The sequence below is a fragment of the Motilimonas sp. 1_MG-2023 genome, from assembly GCF_030547455.1.
Lineage (GTDB): Bacteria > Pseudomonadota > Gammaproteobacteria > Enterobacterales > CBDFNC01 > Motilimonas.
This window is the reverse complement of sequence record NZ_JAUOPX010000011.1, coordinates 102332-122785: the sequence shown is the minus strand read 5'-3', so window position 1 is coordinate 122785 and position 20454 is coordinate 102332. Positions and strand designations below refer to the sequence as shown.

At 44.0% G+C, this 20454-nt stretch carries 15 protein-coding genes; 9 read left to right on the top strand and 6 right to left on the bottom strand.

Features of this window, described 5'->3' with window-relative positions; translation table 11 throughout:
- The 4 genes from Q4519_RS08230 to tkt all read right to left on the bottom strand — a co-directional run.
- A partial coding sequence (locus tag Q4519_RS08230) for a retention module-containing protein (RefSeq protein ID WP_303511507.1) occupies positions 1 to 4256 on the bottom strand: 4256 nt, incomplete at its 3' end.
- Positions 4257 to 4599: 343 nt separating this feature from the next.
- Positions 4600 to 5676, bottom strand: coding sequence for a class II fructose-bisphosphate aldolase (gene fbaA, locus Q4519_RS08225; protein WP_232802139.1), 1077 nt, complete (start codon positions 5674 to 5676; stop codon positions 4600 to 4602).
- A 106-nt stretch (positions 5677 to 5782) separates the two neighbouring features.
- Positions 5783 to 6949, bottom strand: coding sequence for a phosphoglycerate kinase (locus Q4519_RS08220; RefSeq protein WP_232802140.1), 1167 nt, complete (start codon positions 6947 to 6949; stop codon positions 5783 to 5785).
- A gap of 522 nt (positions 6950 to 7471) precedes the next feature.
- Complete coding sequence (gene tkt / locus Q4519_RS08215) at positions 7472 to 9463, bottom strand: transketolase (protein WP_232802141.1); 1992 nt, start codon at positions 9461 to 9463, stop codon at positions 7472 to 7474.
- Between the two features lie 304 nt (positions 9464 to 9767).
- On the opposite strand from tkt, the gene Q4519_RS08210 reads away from it, so the two are divergent.
- From Q4519_RS08210 to ruvX, 8 genes are all read left to right on the top strand, one after another.
- Positions 9768 to 11027 (top strand): chloride channel protein, encoded by a 1260-nt coding sequence (locus tag Q4519_RS08210; protein ID WP_232802142.1) that lies wholly within the window; start codon positions 9768 to 9770, stop codon positions 11025 to 11027.
- A 226-nt stretch (positions 11028 to 11253) separates the two neighbouring features.
- Positions 11254 to 12408, top strand: a complete 1155-nt coding sequence (metK, locus tag Q4519_RS08205; protein WP_303511501.1) for a methionine adenosyltransferase — start codon at positions 11254 to 11256, stop codon at positions 12406 to 12408.
- Between the two features lie 18 nt (positions 12409 to 12426).
- Complete coding sequence (locus Q4519_RS08200; protein WP_303511499.1) at positions 12427 to 12942, top strand: SprT family zinc-dependent metalloprotease; 516 nt, start codon at positions 12427 to 12429, stop codon at positions 12940 to 12942.
- 88 nt (positions 12943 to 13030) lie between these two features.
- Positions 13031 to 13732 (top strand): endonuclease, encoded by a 702-nt coding sequence (locus Q4519_RS08195; protein ID WP_303511497.1) that lies wholly within the window; start codon positions 13031 to 13033, stop codon positions 13730 to 13732.
- A 40-nt stretch (positions 13733 to 13772) separates the two neighbouring features.
- A complete protein-coding gene (rsmE, locus tag Q4519_RS08190; RefSeq protein ID WP_303511495.1) occupies positions 13773 to 14510 on the top strand; it encodes a 16S rRNA (uracil(1498)-N(3))-methyltransferase in 738 nt (245 codons plus the stop codon).
- 3 nt (positions 14511 to 14513) lie between these two features.
- Positions 14514 to 15464, top strand: coding sequence for a glutathione synthase (gshB, locus tag Q4519_RS08185; RefSeq protein WP_232802147.1), 951 nt, complete (start codon positions 14514 to 14516; stop codon positions 15462 to 15464).
- Between the two features lie 98 nt (positions 15465 to 15562).
- A complete protein-coding gene (locus Q4519_RS08180; protein WP_303511511.1) occupies positions 15563 to 16123 on the top strand; it encodes a YqgE/AlgH family protein in 561 nt (186 codons plus the stop codon).
- 58 nt (positions 16124 to 16181) lie between these two features.
- Complete coding sequence (ruvX, locus tag Q4519_RS08175) at positions 16182 to 16604, top strand: Holliday junction resolvase RuvX (RefSeq protein ID WP_232802148.1); 423 nt, start codon at positions 16182 to 16184, stop codon at positions 16602 to 16604.
- Positions 16605 to 16689: 85 nt separating this feature from the next.
- Here the strand turns inward: ruvX and Q4519_RS08170 are convergent, their stop codons facing one another.
- Both Q4519_RS08170 and Q4519_RS08165 read right to left on the bottom strand, forming a co-directional pair.
- Positions 16690 to 17472, bottom strand: coding sequence for an OmpA family protein (locus Q4519_RS08170; protein ID WP_303511491.1), 783 nt, complete (start codon positions 17470 to 17472; stop codon positions 16690 to 16692).
- Between the two features lie 237 nt (positions 17473 to 17709).
- Positions 17710 to 19125, bottom strand: coding sequence for a sodium:alanine symporter family protein (locus Q4519_RS08165; RefSeq protein WP_232802150.1), 1416 nt, complete (start codon positions 19123 to 19125; stop codon positions 17710 to 17712).
- A 265-nt stretch (positions 19126 to 19390) separates the two neighbouring features.
- Here Q4519_RS08165 and tal point away from each other — a divergent pair, with 265 nt between their 5' ends.
- A complete protein-coding gene (gene tal / locus Q4519_RS08160; protein WP_303511488.1) occupies positions 19391 to 20344 on the top strand; it encodes a transaldolase in 954 nt (317 codons plus the stop codon).
- The last annotated feature ends 110 nt before the right edge of the window (positions 20345 to 20454 follow it).

Below are 20454 nucleotides of genomic sequence, written 5' to 3'. Positions count from 1 at the left end.
GTCGTATCTTCTGGCGTTGGCGGTGTGACCGCACTGTCGTCGGTAATGGTCGCAGTGCCCGTTGCATTGAGGGTGTCGGCACCACTGACCAATTCTGCATTTAATGAGTAGGTTTCTGGCGCTTCTTTGATGGCGTCATCAATGGTTTGCGTACGCACCAGTACTTCTTGGTCTCCGCCATTAGTCAGCGTCACCGTGCCATTTGACACGCTCCACGTTTGACCGCCATCTAAGCTCACTTCAAAGGCCGCTTCATAGTCGCTGCCATCTGCTGTGCCATCAACCAATGACAAAGTTAACACACTGCCCACCGCCGCTTTACCCACGTTAACCGTGAAGGTTGCTTGCTCACCTTCTATAACGTCAACGTTGTTGGCATTGGTGTTCGGGTTCACTATCAGGCTAGTAGTATCATTATCAGCAATAGTGGTGGTAACAACACTGTTGCCTTTAACGAGGTTTTCAAAACCACCGCCAGTGGTGGTGCCTAACGTGACGTTAAATAGTTCATTACCTTCAGTCAACTCATCATCTTTAGTATCAACAGTAAAGTCTGTGGAGGTGGAGCCTGCTTTGATCACTACATCTTGCGTTTGTGCAATCACATCACCGTTATCGGTGGTTATGTGGCCAGTAATTACTTGGACCGTTAAGTCTGTTGCGGGCGCGTTATCAACGGCTATTGTATAAGTTGCACTTTCCCCTTCCACCACCGTCGTCGCACCACCTAAGGTTAAAGTGGCGTCTTCCGGCGTAGGCGGCGTTACCACACTGTAGTCGGTAATAGTCGCGGTACCCGCTGCGTTTAAGATATTGGTGCTGCTAGCTAACTCAGCATTCAGTGAATAGGTTTCTGGCGATTCTTTGATGATGTCATCAGTGGTTTGCGTGCGCACGAGCACTTCTTGGTCGCCGCCATTAGTCAAGACGACTTGGCCGTTTGATGCCGACCATGTTTGGCCGCCATCTAAACTCACTTCAAAAGCGGCTTCATAGTCACTGCTATCCGCCGTGCCGTCAGCCAATGACAGGGTTAACACGCTACCCACAGCCGCTTTACCCACGTTAACCGTGAAAGTCGCTTGCTCACCTTCTATAACGTCAACATTATTGGCATTCGTGTTGGGATTAACACTTAAGGTAGTATTACTATTATCATTATCAACAATAGTTGTTATGACAACGCTATTACCTTTAACGAGGTTATCAAAGTCACCACCAGTGGTTGTACCTAAAGTCACGCTATATTGCTCATTACCCTCAGTTATAGCGTCGTCAATCGTATTGATAGAGAAAACCGTTGAGGTTGTGCCCGCTTTGATCACTACATCTTGCGTTTGTGCAGTCACGTCACCGTTATCAGTGGTTATGTGGCCAGTAATTACTTGTACGGCTAAGTCTGTGGATGGCGGTTTATCGACGCTCACGGTGTAGCTGGCATTTGTGCCTTCTTCTACAACCGTTGCACCACTTAATGTTAATATCGTCGCTACTACGCCATCTGTAATAGTTGCCGTGCCTGAAGCTTGCAATGTGTCAGAAGCACTATCTAATTTAGCATTCAATAAATAGGTTTCTAGTGCTTCTTGGATCGTATCTTCAATCGTTTGTGTACGAACTAATACGGTTTGATCACCACCATTAGTTAGCACTACTTGTCCATTCGATGCCGACCATGTTAGGCCGCCATCTAAACTCACATCAAAAGTGGCTTCATAGTCAGAGCTATCCGCAGTGCCGTCAGCCAATGACAAAGTTAACACACTGCCTACCGCTGCTTTACCCACGTTTACAGTGAAGGTTGCTTGATCACCTTCTAGTACGTCAACGTTGTTAGCATTATTGTTAGGGTTCACTGTCAGGCTAGTGTTATCATTATCAATAATCGCTGTCGTAACAGCGCTATTGCCTTTAACTAAATTCTCAAAGCCACCGCCAGTGGTTGTACCTAAGGTAACGTTATATTGCTCACTCCCCTCAGCAATAGCATCGTTTGTCGTATTGATCGAGAAATTCGTTGAGGTACTACCTGCTTTAATTACCACATTTTGGATTTGTGCTAGCACATCACCGTTATCAGTGGTGATGTGACCGGTGATCACTTGGACGGTTAAATCGGTCGCAGGCGCTTTATCCACACTCACGGTGTAGCTAGCACTCGCCCCCTCAGCCACAATGGTAGCACCGCTTAAAGTTAGTCTGGCGGTGTCTTCTGTGCCGGGTACTCTATCGCTACCCGTTTGATCATTAATGGTGGTTTCGATTACCGAGTTACCTTTCACTAGGTGCTCGTAACTGCCGCCAGTCGTGCTACCCAATGATACGTTGAATTGCTCGCCGCTATCCGCAATGGCATCATCTGAGGTGGCCACGGTGAAATTAGTTGATGTTGTTCCGGCTTGGATCACCACATTCTGCGTTTGTGCAATAACATCACCGTTATCGGTGGTAATGTGCCCTGTGATTACTTGTACGGTTAAGTTCGTGGCTGGCGCTTTATCCACGCTCACTGTATAGGTTGCACTTTCTCCTTCAACCACGTTAGTAGCACCACTTAAGGTTAAGGTAGCTGTGTCTACAAGGGTGGGCGGAGTCACCACACTGTCGTCGGTAATGGTCGCGGTACCCGATGCGCTCAAGGTATTTGTGCCACTAACTAATTCAGCATTCAATGAGTAGGTTTCAGGCAACTCTTTGATGGCATCATCAATCGTCTGAGTGCGCACCAATACGGTTTGGTCACCACCATTGGTCAACACAACTTGGCCGTTTGACACAGCCCATGTTTGACCGTCATCTAAACTTACTTCATAAATGGCTTCATAATCTGAACCATCTGCCGTGCCGTCAGCAAGTAATAAAGTTAACACGCTACCAACCGCAGCCTTGCCAACGTTAACCGCGAAAGTCGCCTGTTCACCTTCTAATACATCAATATTATTTGCATTGAGACCCGCGTTAACAACAAGTGATGTCTCGTCATTGTCAATAATATCTGTGGTCACGGAGCCTTGGTTTGGCTCGATTACAACCGCTTCGAATGCACCGTCATTATCCGTAATAGATTTGATCGAAACCGTGATCGTTTCTGTTGACTCAGGAAGTGCATCTTCAAGAGTGGTGAGGGTGAATTGACCTGAGCTGGCAGGCCCTGTTAATACAACCGATGTAACACCTGTAAAATCAGAACCGTCTTCAGCAGTTCCCGTATATTCAAATTCAACCGTAATTGTTTTACCTGCAGGAATCGCCTGACTTAGTGTAATGTTATACGGCGATGTTGTTTCACCTTCTGCCACCGACACTGGGCCATCTAAGCTGACAAATACCGTATCGTCTGCCTCAGGTGCTGGGGGTGGTGCGATAGCATCCTCTCCAGCATCGTCATAAATAGTGCCATCAATTACCGCAACTTGGGTGTTATCACCGGTGACTAATGTGGCTTCAACTTGGAACGTTTCCGCTACTTCACGGATCGCATCATCTTTGGTATCAATGCGAACCATTACAACCGAACTACCGTCTAGCGCAATAGGCGTATCGGCATATTTATTCCAAGTCATCCCATTATCAATACTAATTTCAAAATCTGCACTGTAATCACTAATACTTAATGCTGAGCCATCTTTAACAACCAAAGACAATAAAGAATCTTTTGCATTACTCACTAGTACTGAAAAGACGGCAAAATCTCCTTCAGAAACAGTTACATTCTGCGAGTTGATACTGGCGTCGGCTGAGGTTAAGATAACCGATGGAATAGTCGGAACACTAGGCACAATGTCTGCAGCTGGGATGGGATCAACTGAATCAACGCTTTCTGGAACGGGAAAATCAATGCCATCTGTATCATAGCCTGCGCCAGATAGTAATTGCTCACCTGTTCTAGAAATACCTGAGCCACCGCTGATACTAGAGCCTGTAGCGGCCTCTTCACCTGCAGCTGGCGCTTCAAAATCATCGAGCTGGGTTGGATCTGCACCAGCCAATAGGGCTTGCTGAAGCGCGGCAATTTCGCTTTCAACAGCGCTCGGTATATTGCTATCGCCATCACTCACTGTTGCGGCTTGGAACACCTCAGGGTCGTCAACTGGCTCTAAGTCAAAAGCATCAAAATTCGTTGCTTCTATGACCTGACCGGGTTGGACTTTATCACCAAGCTTCAATAAGGTTTTAGAGCCATCACTATTAACTAAAAAAACCTTTCCATTTACAGCACTAACAACAGAAACTGACTTAACAGATAACGAAACCATAGTTTTCCCTCGGTATTCCATTCAGGCTATCCAACGCTTTGGACCCAATCCATGGCCGCCTTACTATTCCTTTGTAGGTATCAATATTTTTACGTACTATAGTATGAATAACACTAATACTCAGGAGTCTATAACATATCCAAAACAGATAAAACATACACGGTCAATAACCTGAGTCAGTCTCACTTATGTAGAGTAAGTATTAAGGTAATTATGCTACATGTCACATATATTATGGGCATAATAGCAGGTGGTGTATAGGCAGGAAAGAGAGTGAATTTAGCTTTAAAAGCAAAAAAGCCAGTCATTAAGACTGGCTTTTGCAATTTAATGACAGTTTAAATTATAAAACGTCGATTGCGTTTAGGTCAGAGAATGCTTTCTCAAGACGAGTAACCATAGAAGATTGACCAGCACGTAACCAAACGCGAGGATCGTAGTATTTCTTGTTAGGTGCGTCAGGACCCGTTGGGTTACCGATTTGACCTTGTAGGTATTCACGGTTAGCCGCTTCGTATTGACGAATGCCATCCCAAGTTGCCCATTGCGTATCGGTATCGATGTTCATTTTGATAACACCGTAGCCGATTGACTCTTGGATTTCTGCTTCAGTTGAACCAGAACCACCGTGGAATACAAAGTTAAGTGCATTTGGCGCAATACCGAATTTCTCAGCACAGTAAGCTTGAGAATCACGTAGGATAGTCGGCGTTAGTTTAACGTTACCTGGCTTGTATACACCGTGTACGTTACCGAAAGAAGCAGCGATAGTGAAACGTGGGCTAACTGCGCTTAGTTTCTCGTATGCATATGCAACATCTTCTGGTTTAGTGTATAGCTCAGACTCATCCATATCAGAGTTGTCTACGCCGTCTTCTTCACCACCAGTACAGCCTAGTTCGATTTCTAGTGTCATGTTCATCTTAGCCATACGCGCTAGGTATTTAGCACAGATTTCGATGTTTTCTTCTAGTGATTCTTCAGATAGGTCGATCATGTGTGAAGAGAAAAGTGGCTTACCAGTTTGTGCGAAGAACTCTTCACCCGCATCTAATAGACCGTCGATCCATGGTAGTAGTTTTTTAGCAGCGTGGTCAGTATGAAGAATAACAGGTACGCCGTAAGAGGCAGCAACTGCGTGAACGTATTTAGCACCCGCTACTGCACCCAGAATCTGTGCGCCTTGACCTTCAAGTTTCACGCCTTTACCAGCGAAGAAACCAGCACCGCCATTAGAAAACTGAACTACAACTGGCGCTTTAACCTTAGCAGCGGCTTCTAATACACCGTTGATTGAGTCAGTGTTAACTACGTTAACCGCAGGAAGAGCGAATTTGTTTGCTTTAGCGATTTCGAATACTTTTTGTACGTCGTCGCCAGAGATAACACCTGGTTTTACAAAATCAAAGATCTTAGACATGAATATAATCCTATTTATCTGTCACACTGAATAAAAGATTTTCGGCGCACATTATACACAAAAGCACGCCATAAAAAACGGGGGCATGAGCCCCCGTTCTATTTAATTACGCACGCGACTCAAGCATCGCGACAGCTGGAAGTACTTTACCTTCAACAAACTCAAGGAAAGCACCGCCACCAGTTGAAATGTAAGACACTTGGTCTTTAATACCAAACTTATCGATAGCCGCTAGTGTGTCACCACCGCCCGCGATAGAAAAACCTTCGCTCTCAGCAATTGCTTGAGCTATCACTTTAGTACCGTTAGCAAAGTTTTCAAATTCAAATACGCCAACAGGGCCATTCCAAAGAATTGTTTTAGCTTCACGAATGACCTTAGCAAGTGCTTCTGCTGAGTCAGGACCTAAATCGAAGATCATATCTTCGTCAGCAACATCACTAGCAGCCTTAATAGTGCCTACTGCTGTTTCTGAGAACTCAGTACCAACAACAACATCTGTCGCCACTGGAATAGCACACTCTTTCATTAGTTTTTGTGCTGTAGGGATCAAGTCTTCTTCACATAGAGACTTGCCAACATTTTTGCCTTCAGCAGCAATGAAAGTGTTTGCAATACCGCCACCAACAACTAGTTGGTCTGCAATTTTAGAAAGGGATTCAAGCACTGTTAGTTTAGTTGACACTTTAGAGCCACCCACAATCGCAATCATTGGACGTGCGGGCTTATCCATTGCCTTGCCTAATGCTTCAAGCTCAGCAGCAAGAAGAGGACCGGCACATGCTACTTCAGCAAATTTTGCAATACCGTGAGTCGACGCTTGTGCACGGTGAGCCGTACCAAATGCATCCATTACATAAACGTCACATAGCGCAGCAAGTTGCTTGCTTAATGCTTCGTCATCTTTTTTCTCACCTTTGTTAAAGCGAACGTTTTCAAGAACAACCACTTCGCCTTCATTTACTTCAAGGCCGTTAAGGTAATCTGTAGCTAAACGCACAGGCACATCTAATGCTTCGTTTAGGTAATCAACAACAGGTTGTAGGGTAAAAGGAGCATTCTCTTCAGCGGTACCACCTTCAACAGGACGGCCTAGGTGAGAAGTGATCATAACTTTAGCGCCTTTTTCTAGGGCTAATTTGATGGTTGGAATTGACGCTAGAATACGTGCGTCAGATGATACTTTGCCGTCTTTGATTGGCACATTAAGATCTTGACGAATAAAAACACGTTTGCCGGCTAAATCCTGTTCAACCATTTTTTTTACTGACATGTTCTGTCCTCTAACTGTAAGTTATGAAAATTAAAATCAACACAGGAAAACGCCTGTTTTCCTTTATAAACTCTAAAAGCTGTATCTAACTAATGCCTTTTATTAGGCACCAATTTGGTTACATTTAGCTTGATTTACATCAGTAACTGTAACTTTTTTTCTTTTTTGTCGTTTAAATGCCATTTATTCTGATTTTGTCGACCTCTAGGACGCACGAAGAAAGCAACATATCACACGCAATAAAACAACATACCCACCACTTATAGCTTAATAAAACCTGAATAGGCAGAATTAAATATCACCATTCCACTAATTGGCGTTATTTTTTGACAAAATAAACAAATTAGCATTGGCAAAATCTGTAGTAATACTACCACATTATTTTGAAATCACACTAGCTAGCACAAAAAATGAAGTGGCTATGATTACCGCTACAGGGCAAGAAAACATCAACGAGAGGGAAAGCACAATAAAAAAGGCCGCTTATAATAAGCGGCCTTTTATTAAACTAGTAATAGCAGCTTAAAGGCTTAACGCCTGCTCCACTACATTTTCAACGGTGAAGCCAAACATCTTAAATAGTTCGCCAGCAGGAGCTGATTCACCAAAGGTAGTCATACCGACAATCTTGCCGTTCAGACCAACGTACTTGTACCAGTAATCTGCAATACCAGCTTCCACAGCCACACGTTGTGTTACTGCTGATGGTAATACAGACTCTTTGTATGCTGCGCTTTGCGCATCAAAAACGTCAGTACAAGGCATAGATACCACACGAACCGCTTTACCTTGAGCCGTTAACTCTTTCGCAGCAGCTACCGCTAGCTCAACCTCTGAGCCCGTTGCAATCAGGATAATGTCCGCTTGGCCATCACAATCAACTAATACGTAGCCACCTTTTGCTGCATCAGCAAGTTGCTGTGCATCACGCGCTTGTGGCGCAAGGTTTTGACGACTGAAGATCAATGCAGTTGGGCCATCAACACGCTCAATCGCGTATTTCCAAGCAATAGCAGATTCAACCGAGTCACATGGGCGCCAAGTGCTCATATTAGGAGTTAAACGTAAGCTAGCAATTTGCTCAACCGGTTGGTGGGTTGGGCCATCTTCGCCAAGACCAATAGAGTCATGAGTGTAAACGTGGATAGCGCGTTGCTTCATTAATGCAGCCATACGCAGCGCGTTACGCGCATATTCCATAAACATCAGGAATGTTGCACCGTAAGTCACAAAACCACCGTGCAGAGCAATACCGTTCATAATGGCAGACATACCAAATTCACGTACGCCATAATGAATGTAGTTACCACTAGCATCTGTTGCTTCTAACGCTTTTGAACCCGACCACATAGTTAGGTTAGAAGGTGCAAGGTCAGCAGAGCCACCCATGATTTCAGGCAACAATGCACCAAATGCTTCTAAACAGTTTTGCGATGCTTTACGTGTTGCTACGTTTGGCTGGTCAGCCTGTAGTGCAGCGATGTAAGCTGTTGACTTCTCTTCCCAGTCACTAGGTAGTTGATTGTTAACACGACGTTCAAATTCAACAGCTAGCTCAGGGTAGGCCGCTTTGTAAGCTGCAAATTTTTCATTCCAAGCTGCTTCTGCAGCCGTGCCTGAATCTTTGTTATCCCATTCACCATAAACATCAGCTGGAATATCAAATGCTTCGTGCTTCCAACCTAGGAATTCACGCGCAGCTTTAATTTCATCTGCGCCTAATGGAGCGCCGTGACAATCGTGACCACCTTGTTTGTTTGGTGAACCATAACCAATAATCGTTTTACAACAGATTAATGTAGGACGCTTAGTTTCAGCTTGAGCCGCTTCGATCGCCGCTTTAATCGCCGTTGCATCATGGCCATCAACACCTGCAATAACATGCCAGCCGTAAGCTTCGAAACGCTTCGGCGTATCGTCAGTAAACCAGCCTTCTACGTCACCGTCGATTGAAATACCGTTGTCATCCCAAAAACCAATCAACTTGCCTAGACCTAATGTACCGGCTAGTGAACAAGCTTCATGAGAGATACCTTCCATTAAACAACCGTCGCCCATGAAAGCGTAAGTGTAATGGTCAACCACATCGAAATTATCACGGTTAAACTGAGCAGCCAGTGCTTTTTCCGCTAAAGCCATACCAACAGCATTAGTGATACCTTGGCCGAGTGGACCAGTCGTGGTTTCAACGCCTGGTGCATAGCCGTATTCTGGGTGCCCCGGTGTTTTTGAGTGTAGCTGACGGAAATTCTTCAGATCATCAATAGATAGGTCATAACCTGATAGATGCAATAGAGAATAAAGCAGCATAGAGCCATGGCCATTTGATAACACGAAACGGTCACGATCCGCCCAGTTAGGGTTAGTTGGGTTGTGCTTTAAAAAGTCACGCCATAGCACTTCTGCTATGTCGGCCATCCCCATAGGGGCGCCAGGGTGACCAGAATTGGCCTTTTGAACTGCATCCATACTAAGAGCACGAATGGCATTTGCTAGTTCATTACGAGAAGGCATGAGATCTCCTGCATTAATCTAAGTGTTGCTTGGATTTGGGGTTTCTGGTTGATAAACAAGCTTTACTTAGATTGAAAAAGTAAGACCTGTATTTTCGAACCAATATAGAGGGGTCGTATTCTCCCAAGATGCCTGAGCTAGTGCAATCTTCTTTTGTAAAAAAAATAAGCAATTTAGCAAAATAACGAAACTGTCAAACATTCTTAACCTATGCTGTTGTCAGCGAAGCCTATTAATCAACTATCATTTAGCCTAAAATATACCCGCTTTAAAGAACCTATCAGATTGTTAAATAAGAGTAATAATGCAGAATGCTAGCATCGGGATAAAACGCACATTATTAATTACCATCATAGGTAGCATGCTCTGTGTCGGTTTAATCCTCATCTTTAGCCACCTGTCAAAAATTGAACTGATTAGTTTTATCTTGCAATACTCTTGGCTGTATCTCGCCATCCCTTTTATTGGCGCCATATTCCTAGCCTTACTTTTCCGTTATTTCAACCGCTACGCCAAATCAGGCTTACCGGTAGTCGTGATGGGGTATCATTTTGGCGATGGTAAGTTTCAGTTGGGCAATGCGGTGTTTCAATATGTCGCAGCGATAATAGCCTTGGTCTCAGGCTTTGCGGTTGGTGCAGTCGGCCCTGCCCTTCACGTTGGCGCGGCAAGTATGAACTTGTTGGGGCAATATTTTCATCTTAACGAAACACGATTAAGACAATTAACGGCTTGTGGCGCAGCCAGTGCCATGGCTGCGTTGTTTCACACACCTATTACCGCCATCTTTTTTGTGCAAGAAACCATCGTGCGCCGTTTTAATTGGCAAACTTGCTTCTTAGTCACTATTTGCGCGTTCTTTTCGGCTTGGATTGCTCGACAGCTGGGGGCATTTGAGTTTCATATCGACACCCAAAGCTTTAGCTATCAATTAACACTGATCCCTGAACTCATCGTAGTGGGTGCTGTCTGCGGTACGCTTGCCACCTTAATGCTTAAATTAATCCGCTTAACAGCAGATAATGTGATGTTATCTTATTGGGGCAAATTCTTATTAGCTGCATCAGTTACCTCCCTAGCCAGTTTGTTTGGTACGGAAGTCCTTGGTCTCGGGAATCAATTGCTGGAAGTATTGCTTTATGCCGATATCGGCTCACAGCTGGTATTAACTTGGCTAATCGTGCGTTTTTTAATTAGCACTATCGCTATCGGTGCCGCCATTCCAGGGGGAGCCCTAGGCCCAAGTTTATTACTTGGCGCACTAACGGGGCACTGGCTCGCCTACCTACTGCCTAATGAGACTCCGCAAGTGTTTGTTTTGGTCGGCATGGCCGCTTTTTTTGGTGCGGTGCTAAAAAGCCCCATTTCAGCTACTTTATTGGTAGTAGAAACTACGACTAACTTCAACCTCGCCTTACCCTGTTTAGTTGGCTCAGTGACCGCGCATTTAGTGCAAACTCGCCTCCTCAAGCAAACGAACCTGATAGAGCTACTACTGGCTAGGCAAAATATCCTTTTAAAGAATAGCCCTAGTCTTTTAGCTAAAAACAAAAATCCCCCATAATTGGCAATGAGAACATTACAAAATAGTTAATTAGGCTAACTTTTAATATTAAACCGCTAGATAACACCATTTTTCAAAGAGATTACCGACACTTTCATCCTGTTGACTCATAATTACGTATCAGAACTTGAAAAAAATCTGGAATTATTCTCAACTATGAATAGAATAGACGTCCAGATGGTAATACATCCAAAAGTTTTCATTTATTTAAAGGAGCCACCGTATCATGGCCAGACATTTATTTACTTCTGAATCCGTATCTGAAGGTCACCCAGACAAAATTGCAGACCAAATTTCCGATGCTGTGCTAGATGCGATCCTAGAGCAAGACCCAAAAGCACGTGTAGCATGTGAAACTTATGTTAAAACCGGTATGGTGATGGTTGGTGGCGAAGTCACCACCTCTGCGTGGGTTGATATTGAAGAAATTACGCGTAAAACAGTACGTGAAATTGGTTATACCAGCTCAGACATGGGCTTTGATGCTGACTCTTGTGCGGTATTGAACACAATTGGTAAGCAATCGCCTGACATTAATCAAGGTGTTGACCGCAGCCGCCCAGAAGATCAAGGCGCGGGTGACCAAGGCCTAATGTTCGGTTACGCGTCAAACGAAACCGACGTGTTAATGCCTGCAGCGATTACTTATGCGCACCGCCTTGTGAAAAAACAAGCCGAGGTACGTAAAAGCGGTAAGCTAGATTGGCTACGTCCCGATGCAAAATCACAAGTCACTTTTCAATACGATAACGGCATTATTACCGGTATCGACGCAGTGGTACTTTCAACGCAACATAAAGACTGTGTGACTACCGCAGATTTACGAGAAGCGGTAATGGAAGAAATTATCAAGCCGGTATTACCCGCTCAGTGGTTAAATAAAGACACGCAATTTCACATTAACCCAACGGGCCGTTTTGTTATCGGAGGCCCAGTAGGTGATTGTGGTTTAACTGGTCGTAAAATCATCGTAGATACCTACGGTGGCATGGCACGTCACGGTGGCGGTGCATTCTCAGGTAAAGATCCATCTAAAGTTGACCGCAGCGCAGCCTACGCTGGTCGTTACGTGGCGAAAAATATCGTGGCAGCAGGCTTAGCCGATCGTTGTGAAATTCAAGTGTCTTACGCTATCGGTGTGGCAGAGCCGACATCTATCAGCGTTGAAAGCTTTGGCACCGCTAAAATTGATGAAGACAAACTGACACAGCTAGTGCGTGATAACTTCGATTTACGCCCATATGGCATTTTAAAAATGCTAGATTTAGAGCGCCCAATTTACCAAGCAACAGCGGCTTACGGTCACTTTGGTCGTGATGAATTCCCATGGGAAAAAACCGATAAAGCAGAGCAATTACGCGATGCAGCAGGCCTAAAGTAAACACTTCCATCTTTTAAAGTGTTAACCACTAGCCAAAAAAAAGCACTCGAGCAGCAGGTGGAAGCCTGTTATCAACAAGCCGAGTGCTTTTTTGATCGCGCCTTTCCTCGTCCCAGCGTACTGTTTACCCAGCGCGGCAAAATTGCAGGTACTGCACACCTACAAAAGAACTTATTAAAGTTTCACCCCATCCTGTATCAAGAAAACCAACAGGCTTTTCTTACCGATGTAGTACCACACGAAGTGGCCCACTTACTGGTTTATCAAATTCATGGTCGCACTGCACCGCACGGACTGGAATGGCAAATGATGATGAACAAGGTAATGCAGCGCTCACCAGAACGAACTCACCAGTTTGATATCAGTTCAGTGCAAGGCAAAACTTTCGCCTATCAATGCCAGTGTCAACAACATCAACTCAGTATTCGTCGTCATAACAAAGCCAGTAAGGGCACGATCTATCTATGCACCGCATGTAAAAAGCCATTACAGCCCCTTAACCCTAACAAACTAAGGTTAAATATTAATCTGTAATAATGCTTTTTATTATTAGAAAGGCCTGTGTTTTGTTATTTTTCAAGCATGATACTCTTAGCGCAATTTTAACCAACGATGTTCGACCATGCGCCTTTGTATTACTTTATTACTTTTATTCATCAGCTTACCTAGCTCAGCAGAAATAAAATCCTTTCGCCAAGCCAAAAAAGCCATCAGCATTATCTATCAACAGCATCCCATTAGTTTTTACTGCGGCTGTGACATTAACCAACAAGGTAAAAAGCTCATACCGGATCACCATTCTTGCGGCTACCAAGTACGTAAACAAAAAACACGTGCCGCTCGCATTGAGTGGGAGCACGTAATGCCAGCATGGGAAATGGGCCATCAACGCCAATGCTGGCAAAATGGCGGTCGTAAAAACTGCACCAAAAATGACAACACCTTTAAGTTAATGGAAGGTGACATGCATAATTTAGTGCCTGCGATTGGCGAGGTAAACGGTGATCGCTCCAACTATCAATTTGCAGAATCACGGCAACAACCGTTTCAATACGGTCAATGCCAGATGGTTATCGATTTTAAAAACAAAAAAGCGACCCCTCCAGACTTGCAAAAAGGTGCTATCGCCCGCATCTACTTTTATATGCAAGATCAATATGGCGTGCGAATTTCACGTCAACAAAAGCAGCTTTACCAAGCATGGGACAAACTATATCCCGTTACAGCTTGGGAGTGCCAACGTGATAGACTGATTGCCAAACAGCAAGGGAATAATAACCCTTACGTAACCAATGCATGTGCAAATGCCACTTTTACGCAATAGTCGGCATGGCTTTCAGCAACAACAGATTGAGAATAAATAAATGCGTGTACCTAGAATATATGAGCCGCAAGCGCTGAGCCTAAACGCACAGTTAGACTTGAACGATGACGCCGCAAATCATGTCGGCCGGGTATTACGTTTAAATGTGGGCGATCAAATTTGGCTATTTAATGGTGAGGATGAAAATCAATATTTAGCCAATATCGTGCAGAGCAGCAAAAAGCACGTACAAGTTGAAATTATTGAATGTCAAACAACGGCCAACGAAAGCCCACTTAACATTCACCTTGGCCAAGCTATCTCACGCGGCGATCGCATGGATTTTGTGATTCAAAAATCGGTTGAACTCGGCGTGGCAGCCATCACCCCTATTTTCAGCGAACGTTGTGGCGTCAAGCTGAGTGGTGAGAGGTTAGAAAAAAAACGTCAGCAATGGCAAAAAATAGCCATTGCTGCCTGTGAACAATCAGGCCGAAATCGCGTTCCGGCAATCCATCAACCTATCGCCTTTAATGATTGGATCAACCAACAAGACGAAGCCGTTAAATTAACTCTACACCCAAGAGCTAGCTATCGCATTAATACCTTGCCAGAGCCCAAGGTGAGACAAATTCGTTTATTAATCGGTCCTGAAGGGGGATTCACCGACGATGAAGTGAATTTAAGCGAGCAAGCCGGATTTATCGAAACCTTGCTCGGGCCAAGAATTTTACGCACTGAAACCGCCGCTCTGACGGCAATTACTGCATTACAATGTCGCTTTGGCGATTTAGGATAAGTTATGACCATAAAACTCGGCATCGTGATGGATCCCATCACCGACATAAAAATTCATAAAGACTCTAGCTTTGCGATGCTACTCGAAGCGCAGCAACGAGGCTATGAACTTTATTATCTAGAAATGTCTGATTTATATTTAGACAATGGCCGCGCCTTTGCCACAACGAAACAACTTAAAGTTCAACGAGATCCGAAAAACTGGTTTGAACTCGCCGAGCAAGAAACCATCGCCTTATCCGATCTTGATGTCATTTTAATGCGCAAAGATCCACCCTTTGATACCGAATATATCTACGCCACTTACATTTTAGAGCGCGCTGAGGACGAAGGCTGTCTTATCGTTAATAAACCACAAAGCCTTCGAGATGCTAACGAAAAGTTATTTACCTCATGGTTTAGTGAATTTACGCCAGAAACCTTAGTCAGTAGTGATGCTGCTAAAATCCGGGCATTCTACGCCAAACATCAAGACATCATCTTAAAGCCCCTTGATGGCATGGGCGGCGCTTCCATATTCCGAGTTAAACCGAATGATCCTAACCTAGCCGTGATCATCGAAACCTTAACTAATCACGGTCAAAACTATTGTATGGCTCAAGGGTTTATCTCGCAAATTAGCGACGGTGACAAACGTATATTAGTGGTTGATGGCGAACCCGTGCCTTATTGCCTTGCGCGCATCCCAGCGAAAGGCGAAACACGTGGTAATTTAGCAGCAGGCGGTCGCGGTGAAGCGCGTCCTCTCACCGAGAGTGACTGGGCAATAGCTCGTACCATTGGTCCAAAACTAAAAGAAAAAGGCTTAATATTCGTTGGCTTAGATGTTATCGGTGATAAACTGACCGAAATAAATGTAACCAGCCCAACCTGTATTCAAGAAATTGAAAGCACCTTTGATGTGTCTATAACCGGCATGTTAATGGACGCCATTGAAGTACGTTTAGGCCGCTAATTTAGTAAACTCTTTCATTGTTAGCCCTTATTATTTTAGGGCTATCTACCATACTTATTTCTAACACCTTGCTAAACGAAGAATATTTTATGCTGGAGATGCAAAGTTTAAAAAATCACTTTTTAATTGCGATGCCGAACCTAGAAGGCCCGTATTTTGAGCGCTCGGTGGTGTATTTATGCGACCATAATGAAGAAGGTGCCATGGGGCTAGTCGTTAATCTGGCCATTAATCTTAAGCTAGGCGAGCTACTGGATCAGCTTGAGATAGTTCCAGATCCCGCACACCAAAAATCTTTAGCTAAGCCAGTCATGCAAGGCGGCCCAGTCGCAGTCGATCGCGGCTTTGTGATCCACTCACCTATTGAAGGATTTTCCAGTAGTTTGAAAATGTCAGACGACATCATGGTCACTACATCAAAAGACATTTTGCAAACACTCGGCACTGATAATGAGCCAAAACAGTTTTTAATGGCTTTGGGTTACGCCGGTTGGGAAGCAGGGCAATTAGAGCAAGAGATTATCAATAATGGCTGGCTTATCGTCCCAGCCAACAGCAAAATCATATTTGATACACCAATTCATCGCCGCTGGGAAGAAGCTGCTAACACGCTGGGGATTGATGTTTGGCAACTTTCTAGCCAAGCTGGCCATGCATAGAGTTTATCATTAACACAACCCTTGGCTTTTACCAACCTGTTTACCTATAAGGCTTCCCATGACACAAACAATACTAGGCTTTGATTTTGGAACTAAAAGTATTGGAGTGGCCGTAGGCCAATCTATCACCGGTTGTGCCAACCCGCTCAAATCCCTTAAAGCACGCGATGGTATTCCTAATTGGGATGAAATAGCTGAATTAGTAAAGCAGTGGCAACCGGATGCTTTTGTGGTGGGTTTGCCCCTTAATATGGATGGCACCATGCAAGATGTGAGTTACGGTGCTAAAAAGTTTGCCAACCGGCTCAACAACCGTTTCAATAAGCCATCACACCTTCAAGACGAGCGCTTAACCACGGTTGATGCGCGCGCAGAGATTTTTAGTCGAGGCGGTAGTAAAGCCCTCTCTAAAGATAAAGTGGACGGGATTTCAGCCTGCTTAATTATTGAAGGCTGGTTTGAAGCACAATACGGCGAGTAAAGAGTTGAAAGTTTAAGTAAAAATATTTTTAAACAAAAAAGCCGATAGAAATCCATCGGCTTTTTTGTACAAGCTGAACTGCGTTTTACCAGCCTGATGCCTCATCGTCACTTAATTCATCAAACAACTCATCAGTCGATTCAACTGCTACTGGTGCTGTTTTTGGCATCGCTGGCGAGGTTTGATTTTTAATCACAAAGTCAACCCGACGATTTTGGCTACGCTGTGCTTCCGTGTCATTGTCAGCAACTGGATTATCAAAACCATTAGCGACTGGCTCTAATATAGTGGCATCAACACCTTTCGAAACCAAATATTCTACAGCAGATTTAGCACGCTTTGCTGACAACTCTTTATTGTAAGCGGCACTGCCCACTGTATCAGTATTGCCTTGAATTTCTAAGCTTAAACCACTTTCATTAGTGGCCGCTGCAATACAGTCAAGTTGATCAATCAGAGCTTTATCAAGTTTCCATTCATTGGTAGCAAAACGAATAGGTTTAAGACCTACCACTTTAAAGTCAATCACATCTACAAAGGGGGCACATTCGTCGCTAATGTCAACTAAGGTCTCAACAATCGGTTCAAATGGGTCTTCTTGCAGCATAGGTTGGCGCACTTTTATATGTACCGTATCCACAATAGGAGCCAAATAACGCGGCATTTCAGCCTGATCTTGCTCCGTCTGTACCGTGTTAGGTAAAGCGCAACCTTGTGCGTCAACAACACTACCTGAAGTTGTATCTGAACATTCATCTAAGCCATTAACCACACCATCGCGGTCAAAATCTGGGCTAAATGATGCACTGCATCCTAATAGCAAACTACTTGCTAACATTAATGCACCATACTGAGCACCTAATTTCATATTATTTTTCTCTGCAAAACTGGGCTAACTATACAAGGCAAAAAGCATTTCGAAAAATGAAATGCTTGCTGCTGTTAATTTTAGTCAGATTTTAGAAAGAATCTAACTGCGCGATCGTGGCTAAATCATCGCATTTTTATATCTTTGAGTACATAGCAAAGACCTTAACCACTGTACTTACTGCTCAATTTTGCACAGTTAGACACTATTTATCACGATAAAAACACGTTACGTAAGCTAATCCACTTTTGCATTCCAAATGCCCGGCTCAATATTTTTTTCAAGCTCAGGATATTGACTGGCATCAAAAGTAGGCAGCTTGTTTTGCGCCCGCTGCGCGTTGTAGTCCTTCGCTAGCTTAACCACCACATTTGACAGCATTAAAATGGCCACAAGGTTAATGAGTGCCATTAATCCCATCGAAACATCAGCCATCGCCCACACTAATGGCGATTCAGCTAATGCACCAAACATCACCATGACCAGTACCACACAACGAAAGATGTTAATACCCATCTTATGATTATGTTCAAGAAAGATAAGGTTCGTTTCAGCGTAAGAGTAGTTCGCCACAATCGACGTAAACGCAAAGAAGAAGATAGCAATGGCAATAAAGATACCGCCCCATTCACCCACTTGCGAGGTTAATGCTAATTGCGTCAGCTCAATATTAGTAACCCCAGAGCCAGGCTCTAGCTGGCCAGAAAGAATAATAATTGCAGCCGTTGCGGTACAAATCACTATGGTATCAATAAACACGCCCAACATTTGTACATAGCCTTGCGACGCTGGGTGTGGCGGATAAGGCGATGCACTCGCAGCCGCATTGGGTGCACTACCCATGCCCGCTTCATTAGAGAACATGCCACGTTTTACGCCATTCATTATGGCCGCGCCTAACGCTCCCGCTCCGGCTTCTTGCAAGCCAAACGCTGACTCAAAGATATGCACAAACATTGCCGGAATTTCACTGATATTGATGATCACAACATAAGCCGCAATTGAGAGGTAAATCAGCGCCATTGCGGGAACCACTAGCTCAGCGAACTTGGCTATTGTGCGGATGCCGCCAAAAATAATGGCTGCCGAGATGCCCACTAACACTAAGCCAACCACCAGTTTAGGCACACCAAAAGCAGTGTGCATCGAGTCTGTGATTGCGCCCGCTTGCACGGCATTAAATACCAGCCCAAAGGCAATAATCAAACAAATAGAAAACAACACGCCCATCCAACGCTGACCTAAGCCTTTTTCCATATAATAGGCAGGGCCACCGCGATAGTTGCCGTCGTCATCTTTAACTTTATATAGCTGCGCTAACGAACTTTCCGCAAAGCTTGTCGCCATGCCAATCAATGCAATTAACCACATCCAAAAAACAGCACCCGCCCCACCTAAGTAAATAGCCACAGCGACACCGCCCATGTTACCCACTCCAACGCGGGCTGCTAGGCTCGTCGCTAGTGCTTGAAACGGTGATATGCCTGAGCTATCTGACTTTCGGCTATTCTTTAACACCGAAAACATATGGCCGAAATGACCAAATTGAATAAATCTGAGCCGCACCGTGAAATAGATGCCGGTGCCGACCAATACGGCAATTAAAATGTAGCCCCATAACAGGCCACCGATACTGTTGACTATATCTAGCATTTACATCCTCGAAATACTTTCTATTTAGTTATATAAACCAAAAATAAACCTTAAACATTAAATTAACTCTAAAATTAAACCACAAAACCGCACCATACATCCAAGTTAGTTCGAGAGGATGGCTGAATAATTCAAGATATCGAGGCAAATAAGCCAAAGGAAGTAATAAGGATTTGATAAAATTAATATTGCATTTTTGATTGTGAATTGATGACAAATATGCGAAAAATAAAAACAATTAACTCATCAATAACAAGGTTTACACATGACTAACCTGCTGACACAACTAAAAAAGATGACTTCAGTCGTAGCTGACACTGGCGATTTTGAAGCCATTAAACAACACCAACCCGAAGACGCGACCACGAATCCTTCTTTGTTACTAAAAGCTGCTCAGCTGCCTCAGTATCAAAATCATATAAAAAGTGCGATAGAGGAGGCAAAAAGCCTTACTGATGACCCAAAACAACAGGTAATTGAAGCCAGTGATCGATTGGCAGTGAAAATTGGCGCTGAAATTTTAGCCGTTATTCCAGGTAAAGTGTCTACCGAAGTAGATGCCAGACTCTCATTTGATAGCACCAAAACTATCGAAAAAGCCGAAAAATTAATCAGCTTATATCAGCAAGCTGGTATAGATAAGTCGCGTATATTGATTAAAATTGCCGCTACTTGGCAAGGGATCCGCGCCGCAGAAAAGCTGCAACAGCAAGGTATCAATTGTAACCTCACTTTACTATTTAACTTTGCCCAAGCACGCGCTTGTGCCGAAGCCGGTGTTTTTCTAATTTCTCCTTTCGTTGGTCGTATATTAGACTGGCATAAAGCCAACCAACCTGAGCAAGACTTTTCTGGCGACAATGATCCTGGCGTGATCTCGGTCAGCAATATCTATCACTACTACAAACAGCACGGCTACAACACCATAGTGATGGGTGCCAGTTTTAGAAATACCGATGAAATTATCGCTCTTGCCGGTTGTGACAAACTGACAATAGGCCCAGATTTGTTAGAGCAGTTAAGTCAGCAACAAGGTGAGCTGATCCGCCAGTTACAAGCAAATGTTACAACGACTCCCGCCCCTGCACCATTAAGTGAAAGCGAGTTTCTTTGGCTATTCCACCAAGACCCGATGGCCGTAGAAAAATTAGCACAAGGAATACGTGCTTTTGCACAAGATCAGGAAAAATTAGAAACATTACTTCTATCAATTAGTTAAATAAAACTAGAGATCAGCGGCAAAAATATTTATGTAAAATTGATAAAAAACAAACTCAGTTAACATAAATGAAACAATTAAATTTTACTTTGATAAGGCCTGTGATACTA

Coding starts and splice junctions, on each gene's coding strand:
- fbaA (WP_232802139.1), bottom strand. CDS start 5,676: ATGTCTAAGATCTTTGATTTTGTAAAACCAGGTGTTATCTCTGGCGAC.
- Q4519_RS08220 (WP_232802140.1), bottom strand. CDS start 6,949: ATGTCAGTAAAAAAAATGGTTGAACAGGATTTAGCCGGCAAACGTGTT.
- tkt (WP_232802141.1), bottom strand. CDS start 9,463: ATGCCTTCTCGTAATGAACTAGCAAATGCCATTCGTGCTCTTAGTATG.
- Q4519_RS08210 (WP_232802142.1), top strand. CDS start 9,768: ATGCAGAATGCTAGCATCGGGATAAAACGCACATTATTAATTACCATC.
- metK (WP_303511501.1), top strand. CDS start 11,254: ATGGCCAGACATTTATTTACTTCTGAATCCGTATCTGAAGGTCACCCA.
- Q4519_RS08195 (WP_303511497.1), top strand. CDS start 13,031: ATGCGCCTTTGTATTACTTTATTACTTTTATTCATCAGCTTACCTAGC.
- rsmE (WP_303511495.1), top strand. CDS start 13,773: ATGCGTGTACCTAGAATATATGAGCCGCAAGCGCTGAGCCTAAACGCA.
- gshB (WP_232802147.1), top strand. CDS start 14,514: ATGACCATAAAACTCGGCATCGTGATGGATCCCATCACCGACATAAAA.
- Q4519_RS08180 (WP_303511511.1), top strand. CDS start 15,563: ATGCAAAGTTTAAAAAATCACTTTTTAATTGCGATGCCGAACCTAGAA.
- ruvX (WP_232802148.1), top strand. CDS start 16,182: ATGACACAAACAATACTAGGCTTTGATTTTGGAACTAAAAGTATTGGA.
- Q4519_RS08170 (WP_303511491.1), bottom strand. CDS start 17,472: ATGAAATTAGGTGCTCAGTATGGTGCATTAATGTTAGCAAGTAGTTTG.
- Q4519_RS08165 (WP_232802150.1), bottom strand. CDS start 19,125: ATGCTAGATATAGTCAACAGTATCGGTGGCCTGTTATGGGGCTACATT.
- tal (WP_303511488.1), top strand. CDS start 19,391: ATGACTAACCTGCTGACACAACTAAAAAAGATGACTTCAGTCGTAGCT.